Origin of the sequence: Bradyrhizobium semiaridum (genome assembly GCF_020329505.1) — a bacterium.
GTDB classification, from domain to species: domain Bacteria; phylum Pseudomonadota; class Alphaproteobacteria; order Rhizobiales; family Xanthobacteraceae; genus Bradyrhizobium; species Bradyrhizobium semiaridum.
The window spans coordinates 21,850-40,319 of the sequence record NZ_JAGKJJ010000016.1; the positions used below are offsets into that span (position 1 = coordinate 21,850).

The 18,470-nt window shown below is 64.8% G+C and carries 15 protein-coding genes and 1 pseudogene; 6 read left to right on the top strand and 10 right to left on the bottom strand.

What is annotated here, in order from left to right; all coding sequences use genetic code 11:
• Positions 1 to 75: 75 nt before the first annotated feature.
• Both J6500_RS19055 and J6500_RS19060 read right to left on the bottom strand, forming a co-directional pair.
• Positions 76 to 843, bottom strand: a complete 768-nt coding sequence (locus J6500_RS19055; RefSeq protein WP_249781565.1) for an ABC transporter permease — start codon at positions 841 to 843, stop codon at positions 76 to 78.
• A gap of 53 nt (positions 844 to 896) precedes the next feature.
• Complete coding sequence (locus tag J6500_RS19060; RefSeq protein ID WP_376707829.1) at positions 897 to 1,733, bottom strand: ABC transporter ATP-binding protein; 837 nt, start codon at positions 1,731 to 1,733, stop codon at positions 897 to 899.
• Between the two features lie 103 nt (positions 1,734 to 1,836).
• On the opposite strand from J6500_RS19060, the gene J6500_RS19065 reads away from it, so the two are divergent.
• Together J6500_RS19065 and J6500_RS19070 are read left to right on the top strand one after the other, a co-directional pair.
• Complete coding sequence (locus tag J6500_RS19065) at positions 1,837 to 3,156, top strand: ActS/PrrB/RegB family redox-sensitive histidine kinase (protein WP_225714234.1); 1,320 nt, start codon at positions 1,837 to 1,839, stop codon at positions 3,154 to 3,156.
• Between the two features lie 120 nt (positions 3,157 to 3,276).
• Positions 3,277 to 3,831, top strand: a complete 555-nt coding sequence (locus tag J6500_RS19070) for an ActR/PrrA/RegA family redox response regulator transcription factor (protein ID WP_225714235.1) — start codon at positions 3,277 to 3,279, stop codon at positions 3,829 to 3,831.
• Between the two features lie 157 nt (positions 3,832 to 3,988).
• Here J6500_RS19070 and J6500_RS19075 read toward each other — a convergent pair whose 3' ends face one another.
• A complete protein-coding gene (locus tag J6500_RS19075) occupies positions 3,989 to 4,474 on the bottom strand; it encodes an MmcB family DNA repair protein (protein ID WP_225714296.1) in 486 nt (161 codons plus the stop codon).
• Positions 4,475 to 4,659: 185 nt separating this feature from the next.
• Here J6500_RS19075 and J6500_RS19080 point away from each other — a divergent pair.
• Together J6500_RS19080 and J6500_RS19085 are read left to right on the top strand one after the other, a co-directional pair.
• A pseudogene (locus tag J6500_RS19080) lies at positions 4,660 to 5,393 on the top strand (vWA domain-containing protein); the annotation flags it as partial.
• A 115-nt stretch (positions 5,394 to 5,508) separates the two neighbouring features.
• Positions 5,509 to 7,191, top strand: coding sequence for an alpha-amylase family protein (locus J6500_RS19085; protein ID WP_225714236.1), 1,683 nt, complete (start codon positions 5,509 to 5,511; stop codon positions 7,189 to 7,191).
• On the opposite strand, the gene J6500_RS19090 is transcribed toward J6500_RS19085, so the two are convergent.
• Together J6500_RS19090 and J6500_RS19095 are read right to left on the bottom strand one after the other, a co-directional pair.
• Entirely contained in the window at positions 7,188 to 8,807 is a 1,620-nt protein-coding gene (locus tag J6500_RS19090; RefSeq protein ID WP_225714237.1) for an alpha-amylase family glycosyl hydrolase, read from the bottom strand. The two genes, J6500_RS19085 and J6500_RS19090, sit on opposite strands and share 4 nt — an antisense overlap.
• Positions 8,808 to 9,009: 202 nt before the next feature.
• Positions 9,010 to 9,822: an RMD1 family protein gene (locus J6500_RS19095; RefSeq protein ID WP_225714238.1), complete on the bottom strand. Its 813-nt coding sequence runs from the start codon at positions 9,820 to 9,822 to the stop codon at positions 9,010 to 9,012.
• 131 nt (positions 9,823 to 9,953) lie between these two features.
• Between J6500_RS19095 and J6500_RS19100 the strand changes: the two genes are divergently transcribed.
• The gene (locus J6500_RS19100) at positions 9,954 to 10,622 is read left to right on the top strand and encodes an MBL fold metallo-hydrolase (RefSeq protein ID WP_225714239.1); all 669 of its coding nucleotides are present in this window, start codon (positions 9,954 to 9,956) and stop codon (positions 10,620 to 10,622) included.
• Positions 10,623 to 10,646: 24 nt separating this feature from the next.
• Here J6500_RS19100 and J6500_RS19105 read toward each other — a convergent pair whose 3' ends face one another.
• The 5 genes from J6500_RS19105 to J6500_RS19125 form a co-directional block, all read right to left on the bottom strand.
• Positions 10,647 to 11,837 carry an extracellular catalytic domain type 1 short-chain-length polyhydroxyalkanoate depolymerase gene (locus tag J6500_RS19105; protein WP_225714240.1) on the bottom strand — a complete coding sequence of 397 codons (1,191 nt, stop codon included), beginning with the start codon at positions 11,835 to 11,837 and terminating at the stop codon, positions 10,647 to 10,649.
• Between the two features lie 172 nt (positions 11,838 to 12,009).
• A complete protein-coding gene (locus tag J6500_RS19110) occupies positions 12,010 to 13,416 on the bottom strand; it encodes an MFS transporter (RefSeq protein ID WP_225714241.1) in 1,407 nt (468 codons plus the stop codon).
• Positions 13,417 to 13,546: 130 nt separating this feature from the next.
• Positions 13,547 to 14,341: an amino acid ABC transporter substrate-binding protein gene (locus tag J6500_RS19115; protein WP_225714242.1), complete on the bottom strand. Its 795-nt coding sequence runs from the start codon at positions 14,339 to 14,341 to the stop codon at positions 13,547 to 13,549.
• Positions 14,334 to 14,693, bottom strand: a complete 360-nt coding sequence (locus J6500_RS19120) for a c-type cytochrome (RefSeq protein ID WP_225714243.1) — start codon at positions 14,691 to 14,693, stop codon at positions 14,334 to 14,336. Before J6500_RS19120 ends, J6500_RS19115 begins: the two co-directional genes overlap by 8 nt.
• 58 nt (positions 14,694 to 14,751) lie before the next feature.
• Positions 14,752 to 16,476: a pyrroloquinoline quinone-dependent dehydrogenase gene (locus J6500_RS19125; protein ID WP_376707826.1), complete on the bottom strand. Its 1,725-nt coding sequence runs from the start codon at positions 16,474 to 16,476 to the stop codon at positions 14,752 to 14,754.
• Between the two features lie 678 nt (positions 16,477 to 17,154).
• On the opposite strand from J6500_RS19125, the gene J6500_RS19130 reads away from it, so the two are divergent.
• The gene (locus J6500_RS19130; protein WP_225714244.1) at positions 17,155 to 18,393 is read left to right on the top strand and encodes an LLM class flavin-dependent oxidoreductase; all 1,239 of its coding nucleotides are present in this window, start codon (positions 17,155 to 17,157) and stop codon (positions 18,391 to 18,393) included.
• The last annotated feature ends 77 nt before the right edge of the window (positions 18,394 to 18,470 follow it).

Sequence of the window (18,470 nt, forward strand, 5' to 3'; positions counted from 1 at the left end):
TGCGTCAATGCACCGCACAGCAGATTTGGGGGTGAGAACGCGCTAAAACACCGAGAATCCACGCGAAAGTGACATTTATTCACCACCCGACAGCAGCGAGCCATTCCGCTTGGCGCTGCGTAAAAGGGCAAGGAAGACCGCAAACGAGGCAGCGAACAGCACCGCGTTGATGACCAGCGACCAGATCATCAGGTCGGCGCGGAAGACGCGGTCGATCAAGAGCGCGCGCATGCCCTCGAACACATAGGTCGGCGGCAGGGCCCAGGCGACATATTGCAGCCAGACCGGCAGCACCTCGACCGGATAATAGATGCAGGCGAGCGGCATCACCGCGAACATCAGCGTCCAGACGATGCTTTCCGCACCCAGCCCGTTGCGCAGCACGAGGCCCGAGGCGAACACGCCGACCGACCAGCTGGTGAAGATCAGATTGCAGAAGAAGGCGATCAGCGGCAGCCCGATGGCGTAGAAGTTGAAGCCGAAAAAGAACAGTGCCAGCAGCGTCATCGGGATCACGCCGATGGCGAGGCGGATGATGCTCATGATCATCAGCGAGAGCAGAAACTCGATCGGCTTCAGCGGGCTCATCATCAGGTTGCCGAGATTGCGCGCCCACATCTCTTCCAGGAACGAGATCGAGAAGCCGAGCTGGCCGCGGAACAGGATGTCCCACAGGATGACAGCGCCGATCAGCGTGCCGCCGGCCTGGGCGAAGAAGCCCGATGTCTGGGAGATGTAGTTCTGCAGGAAGCCCCAGGTGATGATCTGCAAGGCCGGCCAGTACACCAGCTCGAGCAGCCGCGGCCAGGACGACAGCAGCAGATACCAGTAGCGCAGCACCATCGCGTTGATGCGATGCAGTGAGATGCCGCGATGCTGATGGCTGACGATTTCGCTCACGGCGCGCCCTCCCGCACCCGGCCGCGCGCGACGTCGAGAAACACCTCTTCCAGCGTGTCGCGGTTGTAGCGCGCCATGATCCGCTCGGGGCTGTCGTCGTCCTCGATCTTGCCGCGCTTCATGATGATGACGCGATCGCAGAGCCGCTCGACCTCCAGCATGTTGTGGGACGCCAGCAGGATGGTCGCGTTGTGGGTCTTGCGATAGGTCTCGATATGCTGCCGCACCCAGTCCGCGGTATCAGGGTCGAGCGATGCCGTCGGCTCGTCCAGCAGCAACAGGTCAGGCTCGTTGATCAGCGCCTTCGCCAGCGCGACGCGGGTCTTCTGCCCGGCAGAGAGCTTGCCGTTGGAGCGATCAAGGAAATCCTTGAGGTCGAGATCCTCGGCCAGCCGGTCGATCCGCTCGCGCAAATGCTTCACCGCGTACAGACGCCCGAAGATGGTCAGGTTCTGCCGCACCGTGAGCCGCATCGGCATATCGACGTAGGGGCTCTCGAAATTCATCCGGCCCAGCACGTCGTAGCGCTGGTCCGGGATCTTCGCGCCCAATACCTCGACGCTCCCCGAGGTTGGCAGCACCAGCCCCATGATCATCGCGATCGTCGTGGTCTTGCCGGCGCCGTTGCCGCCGAGCAGCCCGGTGATGCTGCCGCGCGCGATGCGGAAGGAGATGCCGTCGACCGCGCGGGTGGTCTTGTAGACCTTGACCAAATGCGCGACGTCGATCGCGGCCGTTCCAGCCTGATCGCCCGCCGGCGCATGATTGACCGCGGGTGCCCCCTGATCTGTCTCGCTCTGCTGCATAGAGCCGTAGTTGAGCCATCGCGGCAGCAAGCGCAAGGCTGGAGGCAAGGCTGACGGCGTGGCTCGCGCGGCTTGACTTGTATTAACGCGCAAATTTGTGCGTCGCCCACAGCATCGCTAAAGTCCTGATATGACCGATGTCGCCTCCGATTTCCGCCAGCCACGCCGCTATGTCCGCCTGGATACGATCCTGCGGCTGCGCTGGCTGGCCGCGCTTGGCCAGCTTGTCGCGATCTTCGTCGTCGCCCAGGGGCTCGAATTCGACCTGCCGATCGTTCCCTGCGTCAGCATCGTGGCGCTCTCGGCGCTGATCAATCTGGCACTGCAGATCGCCTTCAACCCGATGCAGCGGCTGGAGCCGGCCTATGCCGCGGCGCTGCTCGCGTTCAACATCGTCGAGCTCGGCGGGCTGCTCTATTTCACCGGCGGCTTGCAGAACCCGTTTTCGTTCCTGTTCCTGGCCCCGGTGCTGATCTCCGCCACGGTGCTGCCGATCCGGCTGACCATGGCGCTCGGCTGCCTCGCGGTCGCCTGCGCCTCGGCGCTGTTCTTCTATCATCTGCCGCTGCCCTGGGATGCCGACGATCCGCTGGTACTGCCGCCGATCTATTTGCTCGGCGTCTGGCTCTCGATCCTGCTCGCGATCGGCGTCACCAGCCTTTACGCCTTCCAGGTGACGGAAGAGGCGCGGCAACTGTCCGACGCGCTGGCCGCGACCGAACTGGTGCTGACGCGCGAGCAGCATCTGACCCAGCTCGACGGCCTTGCCGCCGCCGCTGCCCATGAACTCGGCACGCCGCTGTCGACGATCTTCCTGATCTCGCGCGAGCTCGAGAAGACGGTGCATGACCCCAGCATCGCCGGCGACCTGAAGACCGTCCGCGAGCAGGCGCAGCGCTGCCGGGACATCTTGAGCAAGATCGCGCAGCTGTCCTCGAGCGGCGCGCCGTTCGACAACATGAAACTGTCGACCCTGATCGAGGAGGCGGTGGCGCCGCATCGCGATTTCGGCGTCGACATCAAGGTGCGGCTTGCTGTCGCAGCAACTGCCGAACCGGTCGTCGCCCGCAATCCGGCGATCCTCTACGGCGTCGGAAACATCCTCGAAAACGCCGTCGATTTCGCCCACGAGACCGTCGAGGTGAACGCATGGTGGAATGCCGAAACCGTCGAGATCGTGATCTCCGACGACGGTCCCGGCATCGCGCCGGACATGCTGAAACGGATCGGCGAGCCGTATTTGTCCCGCCGCCGCGGCGCCGATGACGTCCAAACCGCGCGCGGCGGCCTCGGGCTCGGCGTTTTCATCGCGCGGACGCTGCTGGAACGAACCGGCGCCAAGGTCTCGTTTACCAATCGCATCTTCCCCGATCACGGCGCTGTGGTTCAGATCGTCTGGCCGCGCGAGCGCTTCGAGGACGACACGTCCAACGCCGAAGCCGTGTCTTGAGAACCGTTCTCAATCGCGCGTCTGGCATCACGGATGCAGCATCCGCGACTTTCGGCTGCCTTGGCAGCGCCCCACTGCCGTCCCATATAATTGCGGGTGTGCCACAGGGAAAATTGGAACGTGAACGCCATCGCTGAACTGAATGACCACCCGGACCGCTCGCTCCTCATCGTCGAGGACGACAAGCCGTTCCTGGAGCGCCTGTCGCGCGCCATGGAGACGCGCGGCTTCACGGTGAAGTCCTGCGATACGGTGTCCGACGGCATTGCCGAGATCGGCCGCGCCGCGCCCGCTTTCGCGGTCGTCGACCTCAGGCTTGGCGACGGCAACGGCCTTGACGTCGTCTCGGCGCTGAAGCGCAAGCGCCCCGAAGCGCGCGCCATCGTGCTGACCGGCTACGGCAACATCGCCACTGCGGTGACCGCGGTGAAGATGGGCGCCGTCGACTATCTGTCGAAGCCGGCCGACGCCGACGACGTCGTCGCCGCGCTGCTGGCAACCGGCACCGAGAAGTCGGAACTGCCGACCAACCCGATGTCGGCAGACCGCGTGCGCTGGGAGCACATCCAGCGCATCTACGAGATGTGCAACCGCAACGTCTCGGAGACCGCGCGCCGCCTCAACATGCACCGCCGCACCTTGCAGCGCATCCTCGCCAAGCGCGCACCGAGATAAGCAGCCGTTTTGGAATTTCAAATGGCCGGGTCATCCCGGCCATTTTGGTTTTGGACCTCTTGTAGCCCGGAGGAGCGGAGCGAAATCCGGGGCCGGTCCATCCGCGGAAGGTCTTGCCCAGATTGCGCTGCGCTGCATCCGAGCTACAGAAGCAGCCTCAAAACTCCGCATGCCCTTGCGGGTCGATCAGGCGGTTGATCCGCTGCGCCGCAGCCATGGCGAAGCGTACCGTCATCGCTTTGCGTGTCGCCGCCGGCAGGCGATGTTCCGGCGCCTCGCAATGCAGATGCGCGCCATAGGCGTCGGCGATGATCAACCCGGTGTCTTCGGGAAAGATCTCGCAGGGGAGGTCCTGGGTGAAGGCGAAGAACAGCCGGTCGCAATGCATCCGGTAGTCCTGCCATTTCTGGTCGGCGCGCAGATCCTCCACCGACGATTTGATCTCGACGATCCAGATCTCGCCGCGCTCGTTCAGCGCCACCAGATCGGCCCTCCGGCCGGACGGCAGCGGCAACTCGCTGATGCAGGAAAATCCCAGCGATCTCAGCAGCCTCGCCGTGCCGCGCGCGATCGCGAGCGCGGTCTCCGACTGGCGTCGGTCAGGCGTAGGCACGAGCGCGATCTGGCGGGCGGATGATTCCATTCGAGGCAGATTAGCCGATTCCGCCGGAGCATGATCCGGAAAAGTGGAAGCCGGTTTTTCCGAACAGATCATGCTCAAACAACAGGACGGCGGCAGCGCCGGATTCGGCCGCAAATTCGTGGGGAAGCCGCCTTGATTCCGGCCTCAAGCCACCGCGGGGAGCCGGTGGAACCTCGGCTCAGAGGGCCGTCAACAAGATGCAGTGGACCCACGGCGGCGACAGCACCCGCATCGTGTTCCTGGTCGGCGAGCACCGCCGCACATGGACTATGCGCAGGACACCAAATATCCGATCACGCTTGCGGTCGCCAAGCAGAAGGACGTCATCGTCAACACCGTGCTTGCCGGCGATGCACGCGACACCGAGCGGGTGTGGCACGACATCGCGCAAAACGGCAATGGCGAGTTCATCCCGATCCCGCAGGACGGCGGCCAGATCGTCACGATCGAAACGCCCTATGACGACGAGATCATCATCCTGCAGCGCGAGATCAACGGCACCGTGATCCCCTACGGTCCGCGCGCGCTGCAGAAGCACACCGAATCCAAGACGCAGCAATTGTCGCGTGTCGCCGCCACCTCGCCGGCCAGTGCCTCGGAGATGGCGAGCTTCATCAACAAGCGGTCGAAGGCAACCTCGGAGGCGATCACCGGCGACGGCGACCTGGTCGCCGACATCGCCGCCGGCCGCAACGACATGGCGAAGGTGAAGGAAGAAGACCTGCCCGACAATCTCCGCACCATGAAGCCCGAGGCGCGCTCGGCCGAGATCAGCAAGCAGATCGCGCAGCGCAAGACGCTCGCCGCCCTCGTCGCCAAGCGCGACAAATATGTGGCCGAGCATCGCACCAAGGCGCCGAAAGCGTCGTCATTCGATCGCGTGGTCGAGGACACGCTGAAGGCGCAGATCAAGCGGTAGCTCGTTTCGGGAGTGCCGACCGCGGCAAGCGGTTGGCACCTCCGGCAGGAACCGGCTGCGCCCTCGCCGCTTATCTCTCGGCCGCCGGCGTCGGCGGATCGAAGAGAGCTGCCTGGTGATCGACGACCTCTGGTACAAAAGCGGAGTGATCTATTGCCTCTCCGTTGGCACCTATATGGATGCCAATGGCGACGGCATCGGCGATTTCAGAGGCCTGCTACGGCGCCTCGACTATCTGAACGGACTTGGGATCACCACGATCTGGCTGATGCCGTTCCAGCCTTCGCCCGGCAGGGACAACGGCTACGACATCTCGGACTATTACGGCGTCGATCCGCGGTACGGCACGCTGGGCGATTTCGTCGAGTTCACCCATGGCTGCAAGCAGCGCGGCATGCGCGTGATCATCGATCTCGTCGTCAACCATACTTCGGATCAGCACAGCTGGTTTCAATCGGCGCGCAGCGCGAAGGATTCGCCGCATCGCGACTGGTATGTCTGGTCCGACAAGCGGCCCGCCAACGCCACCAAGGGAATGGTGTTTCCCGGCGTGCAGAAGTCGACCTGGACGCGCGACAAGCAGGCGGGCGCCTGGTACTTCCATCGCTTCTACGATTTCCAGCCCGACCTCAACACGTCCAATCCTCACGTGCAGGCCGAGATCCTCAAGATCATGGGATTCTGGATTCAGCTCGGCGTCTCCGGCTTCCGCATGGACGCGGTGCCCTTCGTGATCTCGACCAAGGGCGCCAAGGTCCGCAAGCCGGTCGAGCAATACGACATGCTGCGATCGTTTCGCGAGTTCCTGCAATGGCGCAAGGGCGACGCGATCATCCTAGCCGAAGCCAATGTGCTGCCCGAAACCGACATGGACTATTTCGGCCGCGACGGCGACCGCATGCAGATGATGTTCAACTTCCAGGTCAACCAGAATCTGTTCTACGCGCTGGCATCCGGCGACTCGCGTCCGCTGGCGAAATCGCTCGCCGCCACCAAGCCGCGGCCGGCGACGGCGCAATGGGGCTTGTTCCTGCGCAATCATGACGAGCTCGATCTCGGCCGGCTCACGAAGGCGCAGCGCGACAAGGTGTTCGAGGCGTTCGGCCCGGACAAGAGCATGCAGCTCTACGATCGTGGCATCCGTCGGCGCCTCGCCCCCATGCTGGGCGGCGACCGGCGCCGCCTCGAGCTCGCCTACAGCCTGATGTGTACGCTGCCCGGCACCCCCGTGATCAGATACGGCGACGAGCTCGGCATGGGCGACGACCTCAACCTGCCCGAACGCACTTGCGCGCGCACGCCGATGCAATGGTCGACCGAGCCGCATGCCGGCTTCACCGAAAGCGATCGGCCCTGCGTGCCTGTGATCGACAAGGGCGCCTATGGCTACGAGCACGTCAACGCCGCCAAGCAGCGGCGCGACCCGAATTCGCTGCTGAACTGGACTGAGCGCATCATCCGCATGCGCAAGGAGGTCCCCGAGGTCGGCTGGGGAGACTTCAAGGTGATCACGGCCCGCGATCCGGCGATGCTGATCATCCGCTACGACTGGCGCAACAACTCGGTGCTGTTCATCCATAACCTCGTCGAGGCGCCGCGCGAGATTTCGTTCAACGTCGGCCTTCCCGACGAGGCCGGCAAGCTCCTGGTCAATCTTTTGAGCGAGAATCACAGCCGCGCCGACGCTCGCGGCCGCCACAAGCTGCTGATCGAAGGCTACGGCTACCGCTGGTATCGGGTCGGCGGGCTCGACTATCTGCTCAAGCGCAGCGACATCGATGCGAAGACGCCGCGCTAGTCGTCCGGCAACGGCTCAGGACGCGGCCCGAGGATGACGCCTTCATTGGCGCGCAGATCGAGCGTGCCCTCGACCTGCTCGCCCTGTCTGTCCATGAAAGTCGACAGCAGGATCTCGTTGCTGAAGCCGATCACGCTCGAGGTGATCGCCGCGGGGTGCGCGCCGAAATTCAGCGCGATCACCGCGACGCCCTCAGCGCTGCGCCGCCGGTAGAGCAGAACGTCGCCGTGCGACCCGACCGCCTCATAGCTCCCGCGGATCAATTGCGGCAGCTGTCGCCGCAGCGCAATCAGTTTTTTGTAGAGATTCAGGATCGAGGCCCGGTCGGCCTCGAGGCTCGCGACGTTGTCGCTGGCAAAGTCGTTCGCCAGCGGCAACCACGGCTGCGCGGTCGAGAATCCGGCATAGGGCTCGGCGCTCCACTGCATCGGCGTGCGGCAGCCGTCGCGGCCGACGCCGATGTCGGGCACGTTCTTTTCGAAGGGATCGCGTACCTGATCCGGGGCGATCGAGACCTGGCGCATGCCGATCTCGTCGCCGTAATATAGCGTCGGCGTGCCACGCAGCGTCAGCAGCAGCATCGCCGCGACACCCGCCTGCGCCGGCCCGACCCGGCTCGCCACCCGCGGCCGGTCGTGATTGCCGAGCACCCAGTTCGGCCATGCGCCCGGGGGCAGCGCCTTCTCGTAATCGGCAATGATCTTCTCGACCGAGCGCGCGCTCCATAGCGTCGACAGCAGCGCGAAATTGAACGGCATCTGCGCGCCGCGCAAATCGTTGCCGTAATAGGCGACGAGGCGATGCAGCGGCAGATAGACCTCACCGATCAGCACGCGATTGTCGAACTCATCGGTGACGCGGCGCATTTCGGTGATGACCTCATGCACCTCCGGCTGGTCGGTCGAATATTGCGTGAGGATTTTCTCGTGCGGCGGGCGGCCCTCGAGATAATGCGGGTTCGGCGGGTTGTCACGAAAGTCCGCGTCCTTGATCAGGTGCCAGATCACGTCGACGCGGAAGCCGTCGACGCCCTTGCGCAGCCAGAACCGCATCACCTCGTAGATCGCGTGCCTCACCTCCGGGTTGCGCCAGTTCAGATCGGGCTGCTGGGCGAGGAAGGCGTGGTAGTAGTACTGACCGGAGGCCTCATCATACGCCCACGCGCTGCCGCCAAACTCGGACAGCCAGTTGTTGGGCGGCCCACCGTCCGGCCCCGGATCGCGCCAGATGTACCAGTCGCGCCGCGGATGATCGCGCCCGCTCTTCGCCTCGATGAACCAGGGATGCTGATCCGACGTATGGTTCGGCACCAGGTCGAGGATCAGTTTGAGGCCGGCGTCGTGCGCCGCTGCAACCAGTTCGTCGAAATCCTCCATCGTCCCGAACAACGGATCGATGCCGGTGTAATCGGAGATGTCGTAGCCGAAATCGGCCATCGGCGACGGGAAGATCGGTGACAGCCAGACCGCATCGACGCCGAGCCGCACCAGATAGGGCAGCCGGTTGATGATCCCCCTGAGATCGCCGACGCCGTCGCCATCGGTGTCCTGAAACGAGCGCGGATAGACCTGATAGAAGATGCCGTGCCGCCACCAGTCGCTATCGTGCTGATCCATCCTTGTCCCTCTCGCCGCCACGACCCAACGCACGTGGCCGGTAACAGGTTCAGGGATGACGCATAATTCGGGACGGAAAAATGGCCGCGCCGCGCGTCATCGACCCGTAGCCCCGATGAAGCGCAGCGCAATCCGGGACAGACCATCCGCGGATGGCTTACCCGGATTGCGCTACGCTCCATCCGGGCTACGGATCCGCGCTTTAATGCTTCGCCATCGCGAGCTGATAGATCGTGATCAGCACCTCGAACAGGATCAGAAAGACGATGATCAACTCCAGCCGCAGCGAACGGCTGGTGTCGATGATGTCGGTCAGGACCTGCGCGGTCTCGGCGACGACGGCGAGCTTGCGGTTCAGCGATTCCGCGCGCTCCTTCAATTCGTACTCGTCCTCGAGCCGGGCATAGAGCCGCTCCAGCTGCGGCTTGTCCCAGAGGATGTCGGGCTTCTCCGATACCTCGACCGGGCCGGCCACGCGATGCCGCACCGACAGCGCATTGCCGATGTGCTTGAGGATCGCGGCGCGGCCGCCGCGGAAGCGGCCGCCCTTGGCGAGCTCGCGCGCGAACGGCTCGGTGGAGTCGAACACCGCCGCAACCTCGCGCTCGTGCCGCGCCAGCACCACGCTTTTCGCCAGCGCCTCGCCGACCAGGATCAGCCGCTCCGGCGACAGGCTCTGCAGATAGATCGGACCGCCCGGCGGAATCTGATCGTCCTTCTCCGAGGCAAGCTCGATGATCGCAATTTCCTCCTCGCGCCGGCTGAAGGTGCCGGTCATGCGCGATTGCAGGCTGCGCAGGAATTCATCCTCCTCCAGCGCGTTCAGCCCGATCAGGACGACGACACCGTAACGAAACAGCACCGCCACACCATTGTCATTGACGCGGAACGCGAGCGGCGTGGTGGCCAACACGTCGCCACGTTCCAAGCCAGACGTGTTGATGCGGTCCGCGACGAAGAAGGCACGGGCGGTCGCCCGGGGTCCGCCGAGTGGTGATTTCGAGGCCTGGGTCATGGAGTTCCGGACTGCGAGAAGCAATTATTCTGTCATCACAGCCTATCACGGTCCTTTTGGCGATCACACGCCGTGGCAAACGCATTTCGGCTCCGTGTTGACGCAGCTTGCTGGAAGCCTATGGTGCCCGCATGGATGAACAAACCGAAACCAAACCCAAGGCCGGCGCGATCATCGTGCCGGTGACGCTGTTCGAGCAGAACTGCACCATCATCTGGCACGAGCCGACCAAGAAGGCCGTCGTGATCGATCCCGGCGGCGACGTGCCGAAGATCCAGGCCGCGATCAAGCAGACCGGCGTCACGGTCGAGAAGATTTGGCTGACCCACGGCCATATCGACCACGTCGGCGGCGCCGCCGATTTGCGCGACGCGCTGCAGGTCAAGATCGAGGGCCCGCATATCGCGGACAAATACCTGCTCGACAATGTAGTCTCCAGCGGCGAGCGCTTCGGCATGACCGGCGTGCGCAATTTCGGACCCGACCGCTGGCTCGACGAGGGCGATCAGGTCTCGATCGGCGACCTCACCTTCGACATCCTGCACTGCCCGGGCCATTCGCCGGGCAGCGTGGTGTTCTTCTGCAAGGAACTGAAGTTCGCCCATGTCGGCGACGTCCTGTTCGCCGGATCGGTCGGGCGCACCGATTTGCCCGGCGGCAGTCATCCGACGCTGATCCAGTCGATCAAGGAGAAGCTGCTGCCGCTCGGCGACGATGTCGGCTTCATCTGCGGCCATGGCGCGGGATCGAGCATCGGCCAGGAGCGGATGACGAATCCGTTCCTGACCGGCGAGATGTAAGCGCGGGGCGCGCGATCGACGCGACTACTTCATCAGCCCCGCCGCGGTCAGCGCCCGCGCGATGACGCGGCGGACGTTGACCTGATTGCTGCCCGAGTTACGCGGCCGCGCACTGCGGCGGCCGGCTGCCGTCGCGGGTTCGACCTCTGCCCCCACCGGAATTGTCATCGAGATCGTGTCGGCACGCTCACGCGGCACGCCGGTCGGCGCAATCTGCGGCTGGCGCAGCTGACTGGTCAGGCCGAAGAATTCGGCGATCCGATATGACGAGGAGATGCCGGCCTCGATCAGGAACGGGCCCTCGACGCCGTAACGCTCGTCATTGTCGGCGAGCCCGAGCGGTGTGCCGTGCGCCATGTCGGTGATGCCATAGGATTCGACCAGCGTCTCGCCCTCGGCATTCCACCACACCTCGCGGACGTGGCCGGCGACATCCGCCGTCGACATCGCCGCAGCCGGCAGGCCGTGAAGATCGAGCCACTGCCGCACGATCGCGTCGGCGTTGGCGGGAACGACGGTGCGATCGGCACCGCCGTGCCACACCGAGACCTTCGGCCAGACGCCGTCGTGCTTCGAGGCGTTGCGCACGAGATCGCCGAGCTCAGGTGCGGACAGCGCGCTGCCGTGCATCATGGCATGCAGCGCCTCGCGCAGATTGGTGGCGACGCCGAACGGCAGGCCGGCGATGATGGCGCCGCTGGCAAACACATCCGGATAGGTCGCGAGCATGACCGAGGCCATCGCGCCACCGGCGGACAATCCGGTGACATGAATGCGCCGCGGATCGATCTTGTACGTCAGGGCCATGTGCCCGATCATTTCCCTGATCGAGCAGGCTTCGCCCTGGCCGCGCGCGATGTCCTCCGGATTGAACCAATTGAAGCAGGTGTTGCCGTTGTTGGCGGCTTGCTGCTCCGGCATCAGCAGCGCAAAGCCGTAATGCGCGGCGAGCGTCGACCAGCCGGCGCCGAGATCATAGGACGCGGCGGTCTGGCCGCAGCCATGCAGTACGACGACCAGCGCCGGCGCCGGCGCGAGTTGCGCAGGCACGAACGAAAACATCTTCAACGCGCCCGGATTTGAGCCGAACTCGACGGTCTCGACCAGCGGCGTCGGCGCGGCCGGCGCGGAGTTCTGCGCATACGCTCCGAGACCGCTGAACGCATTCAGCTTCGGCAGGCGGCGCAGAAAATCGACGTTGTTGACCAGAGACAACAGCAGCTCCTGAACGGGTGATTGGTCTTGTTGGATTCACCGAACAGATAGTTGCTGCACTGCAAAATGGAAAGACCGTGTGCTGTCATTCCCCCGAAAACGTGAGAATCGGCGTTAATGCGTGAACATCTGGTTGTTTAGCCAACGAATCATGCCAGCGAATGGCCGCGGATCACGCAGCGGCGCGGCGCATCCATGACAGAAATGCGGCGCAAATGGTGATCGACAGCACAAACAATACGCATGCTGCAAGCAGCGCCACGCGTGCCGACATCGCGGTCTCGACGGCGAAGAACACGGCGCCGATCGCCGCGACGCCCGCCGCGTTACCGATCTGCGTCGTGGTGCCGTACATGCCGGAGCCCGCGCCGGCGCTGGCCAGCTTCACGCTCGAGAGCACGGCGCTCGACAGCGGCGCCATCACCAGTCCCTGACCATAGCCGAAGACCATCAGCACCAGCGCAAGCAGCAGCGCCGATGGCGCCGTGACGGTTTCGACCGTCGCGACCAGCACGGCGAGACCCGCGATCTGCAGCGCGCAGCCCTCGATCAGCACCAGCGTGCCGCGATGCCTGGCCCGCGCGCCGCTGTGGCGCGAGGCGATCACGAACGTCAAAGCCAGCGGCACGAACACCAGCCCGGCCTGCAACGGCGGGATGTTCAGGCCCTTCTGCATGAACATGGTCATGACCAGATAGAACGAGAGATTGGCGAAGAAAAAGAAGAACACCGCGACCAGCCCGCGCATGAAGGCCGCATCCGACAGCAGCGACAGCTCGATTAGCGGCATGCCGCCGCGCCTTGCGACGGCGCGCTCCAGCCGCACGAACGCGGCGATGACGGCAACGCCCGACGCCATCACCAGCCATACCCACGCCGCCCAGTGCACGTCGTGACCGAACAGCAGCGGCCCGATCAGGCAGAGCAGGCCGATGAACAGCACGATTGCGCCGGGAATATCGAGCCGCGTGCCGGCGCGGCGCGGCACCGTCGGCATGATCCTCAGCGCGGCGGCGATGATGATGATGCCGAACGGCACGTTGACGAAGAACACCGCACGCCAGCCGAGACCGGCAAGGTCGAGCGTCACCAGCACGCCGCCGAGCATGAAGCCCGCGGCGCCGGCAAGCCCCAGCACGATGCCGTAGATGCCGAACGCCCGCGCGCGCGCCGCGTCGGAGAACAACAGATGCAGCGTCGCCAGCACTTGCGGCACCATCAGCGCCGCGGTCGCGCCCTGCGCCAGCCGCGCCAGGATCAGCTCCGGCCCGGATTGCGCGAGGCCGCACCACAGCGAGGTGATCGCGAAGCCGGCAACGCCCGCGACGAACACGTTCCTGGTGCCGTAGATATCGCCGAGCCGGCCGCCGGTGACCACCAGCGTGGCATAGGCGATCAGATAGATCGCGATCACGGCCTCGATCTCGGCCGCCGTCGCCTTGAGCTCCACCGCCATCGTCGGGATCGCGACATTGACGATGAAGGCATCGACGCCGAACATGAACTGCGCGGCGACGACGGTCGCCAGCACCCACCAGCGGCGGGATGTCTCCACCGGAGTCGAAACAAGCTGGTGCATGCGGTGAGTCCTGCCGGGAACGATGCGATGACCGAGATCAGCAGATTCCGGTCATCGCTTCGATTACCTCCGAGGTAGGTGCTTATTCACGGCTGCGTCATCCAGACGCTCCCGCGCCGCGGCCCTCACATCACTGCGGCGGCCGCAACTCGATGCCATAACGGGCATAGATCCGCGCGATCGTGCCGTCCGCGAGCAGCGCGGCAATCGCCGCATCGACGCGCTGGCGCAGCCTGTCGTCGGGACGAAACAGCCCGGCCGCGATGTTCCAGCTCAGGTCGGAATCACCGTCGAACGCCGAAATGGCGCGCAATGGCTGGTCGGCATGCTGCAAATTGAACCAGCCGACGGCTGCCGGCGTGACGGCAGCCGCCTCGATCTCGCGATTGGCGAGCGCGGCAACGATTTCGTCCTCGAACACGAAGGGAGAGGTCACCGTGCCGCGCTTGGCCAGCATCATCGAGACCAGCGAGCCGACCGGCACGCCGACCCGCTGATCCCGGCCGAGACCAGCCAGCGACTCCACCGGCGAATCGGCCCGCACCGCAAGCACGACGCCGCTGCGGTGATAGGGACGCGATACCTGCACGCCGCCCGCCGGCGGCGTGTCCTTGCGGACGATGGTGTCGAGTACGAGGTCGCAATCGGCACGCCGATACTGGATCGCGCTGACCACCCATTCGCGCGCCAGCTTGACGCCAAGCTGCTCGGCGATTTTCTCGCCGAGCTCGATCTGGAATCCGGGCAGCGGTCCGGCCTTGCTGGCGAACGGCAGCGCATTGGGGTTGGCGCACAGCGTCAGGACCCCGCGCTCGATGACGGTTTCCAGCGAGCGGCCATCTGCCGCCATGCCGCCGAGCGACAGCGAAAGTCCCGCGGCGCAGGCGGCCAGGCAGCCTCGCCGCCGGATGCGCGCGTCAGTCATCGAGGCCCCTGATATAGGCGAGGATCGCGATGATCTGTCCGTCGCTGAAGACAGCGCCGAACGCGGGCATCGCGCCCGCCTTGCCCTTCTTGATGCGCTCGATGATGTATTCGTCGCTGCGTTCCGACTTCGAGAGCTTCGGTCCCCTGCCTGCGGAACGGCCGCCGTTCTGGTGGCAGAAGCCGCAGGTGGTGGCGAACATTTGCTCGCCGTTGATATCGTCAGGCGAAGCCTCCGCTTGCGCCGGCCGGTTCGAAGTCCCCGCCGTGGCCGGTTGTTCGGCAGCAACGCGGCTTGGATGCCATGGCCACAGGACGGCGAGCGACGCAACGATCACAATCGGTAGTTTCATTCCATCATCCTGCTGGCCGCCGAAGCGGCAGGGACGACCCCTGCCGCCTGAGCCATCTTCACTGCCGCAACGTGTAGACGATCAATGCGCCGGTGTTCTTCGGCATGCTCTTGTAGGGCTCGCCGAACAGCGCAACGAACTCGTCCGCGACGAGGCTGCCCCAGCCGGCCGGAACGGCGATGTATTGCTTGCCGCCCGCCATGTAGCTGATGATGCCCGCATTGTGGCCCATGCCGTTGTTGCGCGACCAGACTTCCTTGCCGCTATCCGCCTCGTAGGCGTGCACCACGCCCTCGGCGTCCGGCACGAACACCAGATTGCCGGCGGTCGCGAGCACGCTGGCGAGCGGCGGGGCCTTGTAGGTGACCTCCCACTTTTTCTCGCCGCTGACCGGGTCGCGGGCCGAAAGATGACCGCGGGCCGGTCCGTCCGGCGGCGCGACCAGCTTGAACTGGGCGCCGATATTGAGCTGGGCCATCGGTTCCAGGATCGGCGTGGTCTTCTCCACGGTCAACTCCTGGCACCATTCCTGCCCGATCCTGTAGTACAGGCCGGTCTTCGGGCTGTATGCGCCTGAGTTCCAACTGATGCCGCCCGCGATCGCCGGGCATAGCGGCGTCTCGGCTTTGCCTTCGGACAGATCGCGACGGCCGATCAACTCGCCGGTCTTCGGATCGATGCTCTTGACGAAGTTGATGTTCTTGACCAGCGGCCAGACGTTCTCGACCTTGGCGTTGGATCGATCGTAGACGAAAATGTATCCGCTCTTGTTGGCGTGCACGACGAGCTTCTTGCCGCCGCGGTCGATCATCACGAACTCGCCGACGGCGGAGTCGAAGTCCCAGGCATCGTGCGGCAGCTCCTGGTGATAGAATTTGAGCTTGCCGGTGTCCGGATCGAGCGCGATGACCGACGTCGTGTAGAGATTGTCGCCGGGCCGCGGGCCGCTCTTTTTCCAGTCGGCGCCCGACCAGTCGTAGAGCGGCGCCGGGTTGGCAGTGCCCCACCACACCGTGTTGGTTTCAGGATCATACGCGCCCGGCATCCAGCCGCCACCGCCGCCGGTGCGCCAGGAGTCGTTGCCCCAGGTCGCCATCGCCTCTTCAGTGCCGGCGACGGTGAAGAACTCCCATTTCTTCTGTCCGGTCTTGCCATCGACACCGAAGATCGGCCCGCGCCCGGGCCATTCGCCGCCCTGCGCACCGATGATCACCATGTCCTTGACCACCAGCGGCGCGCCGGTGAAACCGACCGTCATCTTCTTGGAGTCCAGCAGCTTGGTGTCCCACACCGGCTTGCCGGTCTTCAGGTTGAGCGCAATCAGGCGCCCGTCGACAGTGCCGACATAGAGATTGCCCTGTCCGATCGCGATGCCGCGGTTGTAGGGCGAATGGGTTTGCTTGGCGACGAGCTCCTCGTCGAGCTCCGGCGCATAGGCCCAGATGGTTTTGCCGGTCGCGCCATCGAGCGCGTAAACGCGGCTGTAGGAACCGGAATAATACAGCACGCCGTCGACGGCGAGCGGGGTCGACTGCAGACCGCGCGTGGCACGCTCCGGGAAATGCATCCAGGCGATCTCGAGGTTCTTGATGTTGCCCGGATTGATCTGGTCGAGACCGCTGTAGTGATAGGACTTGTAGGTGCCGTGATGGGTCGGCCAGTCATTTTGCGCCGCCTCCGCATTCAGCGCGGCCGCGTCCTGGGCGTGGACCGGCGAGGCCATCAACAGGGCAGCCACCGCGAGCGCGATGCCGCCACCGAGGTGTCGTCCGTAGTAAGCCATCTGCTACCTCCCTCTGGTCTTTGTTTGCTGGGCCGAAGTTTTTGTTGCGACCCTTGATGTTGTTGTTGTGGGGTCACCTCATCAGGTCAGGGTCGAACAGGAATGCGCAGAACCGATCGGGCCCGCTGTCACCAGGTGCGACAGCGGGAGACGGTCGAAATGTCCGGGGTGGATGCATCTCGCAACGGCGCCGTTCGGCCAACGGCCGCATCCGTTGCCGGGTCCGGGTCGTCGGAAACCGCTGCCGGCGATGTCGGTGCATTGCACCATGACATGTCCCTCGATGCGGCCGCCATTATTGGCGCGGAATATTGTCTCTTTGTGAAATGCAGGCGGAACGTGGAGCCTTCGTACCGAAGTCCCAATCATCGGATGTCGCCACACCCGAACTGATAGCGCGCGCAGCCTATGACAACCTGGCGGGCTGTCAAGCAGCGGGCGACGCGACCACACGCGTCGCTCCTTCGGCTGTCCGCCATCCGCGGGAGAGCGAGGGTCATTGCGAAGCGCGGGCTCGACTTGCGCTGACGCGCTGGGAAACATTCCGGAGGGCGGCAATCGCCGCCGATTTGCGCAACAACCATGCGGGCGCTGCAGTCTCGAAGCATTGCCTTGCCTCGGTCCGCCCCGTAGGTTGGCGGCAAGCCCCCAATAACGATAGTCCGGAGAGAACGACCTATGGCGCGCCTCAAGTTCGGAGCCTTCCTCGCCCCGCATCACCCGATCGGCGAGCATCCGATGCTGCAATTCCGCCGCGATCTCGATTTCGTCGAGCAGCTCGACGCGCTCGGTTACGACGAGTTCTGGTGTGGCGAGCACCACTCCTCGGGCTGGGAGACGATCGCCTCGCCGGAAATGTTCCTGGCTGCCGCCGGTGAGCGTACCAAGCGGATCAAGCTCGGCACCGGCGTGATCTCGCTGCCCTATCACCACCCGTTCAACGTCGCGCAGCGCATGGTACAGCTCGATCACATGACCGGCGGCCGCGCCATCTTCGGCTCCGGCCCCGGCGCGCTGGCCTCCGACGCACACACGCTCGGCATCGACCCGATGACCCAGCGCGACCGCCAGGACGAGGCGATCGCGGTAATCCGCCGCCTGTTCAACGGCGAGCGTGTCACGGTGAAGAGCGACTGGTTCGAGATGCACGACGCCGCGCTGCAGATCCTGCCGCTGCAGGAGGAAATGCCATTCGTGGTGGCGTCGCAGATCTCGCCGTCGGGCATGACACTGGCCGGCAAATACGGCATCGGCATCATCTCCCTCGGCTCGATGTCGACCCAGGGCCTGATGGCGCTGCCGCAGCAATGGCAGTTCGCCGAGGATGCCGCCAAGAAGGCCGGCACCACGGTGAGCCGCGCCAACTGGCGCGTGCTGCTGTCCTGGCACATCGCCGAGACCCGCGAGCAGGCGCGCCGCGAGGCCGGCGCCGGGCTGATGCGCTGGCACAACGAATATAATGTAGGCACCCTGATGCGGCCGGGCCTGACCGCGTTCTCCTCGCCGGACGAAGCGGTCGACAAGACCGCCTTCGTCGACGGTGCGGCCTCGACCATCGGCACGCCGGATGATCTCGTGAAGATGATCAAGAACCTCGTGCAGGTGTCCGGCGGCGTCGGCACCATCGTCGGCTTCGCGCACGACTGGGCCAATCCGGAGAACACCCGCCGCAGCTGGGATATGGTCGCCCGCTACGTGATCCCGGAGATCAACGGCTTCATCGACGGCCTGCGCAAGTCACGCCAGTTCCTGGTCGACAACCGCGCGGTATTCGAGCGCGCCGGCCAGGCCGTGATGGCCAAGATCATGGAGAACGACAAGGCCGCCGCCGCGCTCCAGCAGACCGGCCCCGGCCGCGTCGCGATTCCCGCAGTCAACGCGCCGGATCTGCAGAAGGCGGCGAAGCAGAAGGCGTGAGGCGAGAGTCCGCAGTATCAACTGCGTCGTCCCGGCGACGAATGTAACGGATCGCGCCAAAAGTCACGGTCGTCCTG

Coding starts and splice junctions, on each gene's coding strand:
- J6500_RS19090 (WP_225714237.1), bottom strand. CDS start 8,807: ATGGATCAGCACGATAGCGACTGGTGGCGGCACGGCATCTTCTATCAG.
- J6500_RS19075 (WP_225714296.1), bottom strand. CDS start 4,474: ATGGAATCATCCGCCCGCCAGATCGCGCTCGTGCCTACGCCTGACCGA.
- J6500_RS19115 (WP_225714242.1), bottom strand. CDS start 14,341: ATGACTGACGCGCGCATCCGGCGGCGAGGCTGCCTGGCCGCCTGCGCC.
- J6500_RS19130 (WP_225714244.1), top strand. CDS start 17,155: ATGGCGCGCCTCAAGTTCGGAGCCTTCCTCGCCCCGCATCACCCGATC.
- J6500_RS19055 (WP_249781565.1), bottom strand. CDS start 843: ATGGTGCTGCGCTACTGGTATCTGCTGCTGTCGTCCTGGCCGCGGCTG.
- J6500_RS19065 (WP_225714234.1), top strand. CDS start 1,837: ATGACCGATGTCGCCTCCGATTTCCGCCAGCCACGCCGCTATGTCCGC.
- J6500_RS19125 (WP_376707826.1), bottom strand. CDS start 16,476: ATGGCTTACTACGGACGACACCTCGGTGGCGGCATCGCGCTCGCGGTG.
- J6500_RS19095 (WP_225714238.1), bottom strand. CDS start 9,822: ATGACCCAGGCCTCGAAATCACCACTCGGCGGACCCCGGGCGACCGCC.
- J6500_RS19110 (WP_225714241.1), bottom strand. CDS start 13,416: ATGCACCAGCTTGTTTCGACTCCGGTGGAGACATCCCGCCGCTGGTGG.
- J6500_RS19120 (WP_225714243.1), bottom strand. CDS start 14,693: ATGAAACTACCGATTGTGATCGTTGCGTCGCTCGCCGTCCTGTGGCCA.
- J6500_RS19100 (WP_225714239.1), top strand. CDS start 9,954: ATGGATGAACAAACCGAAACCAAACCCAAGGCCGGCGCGATCATCGTG.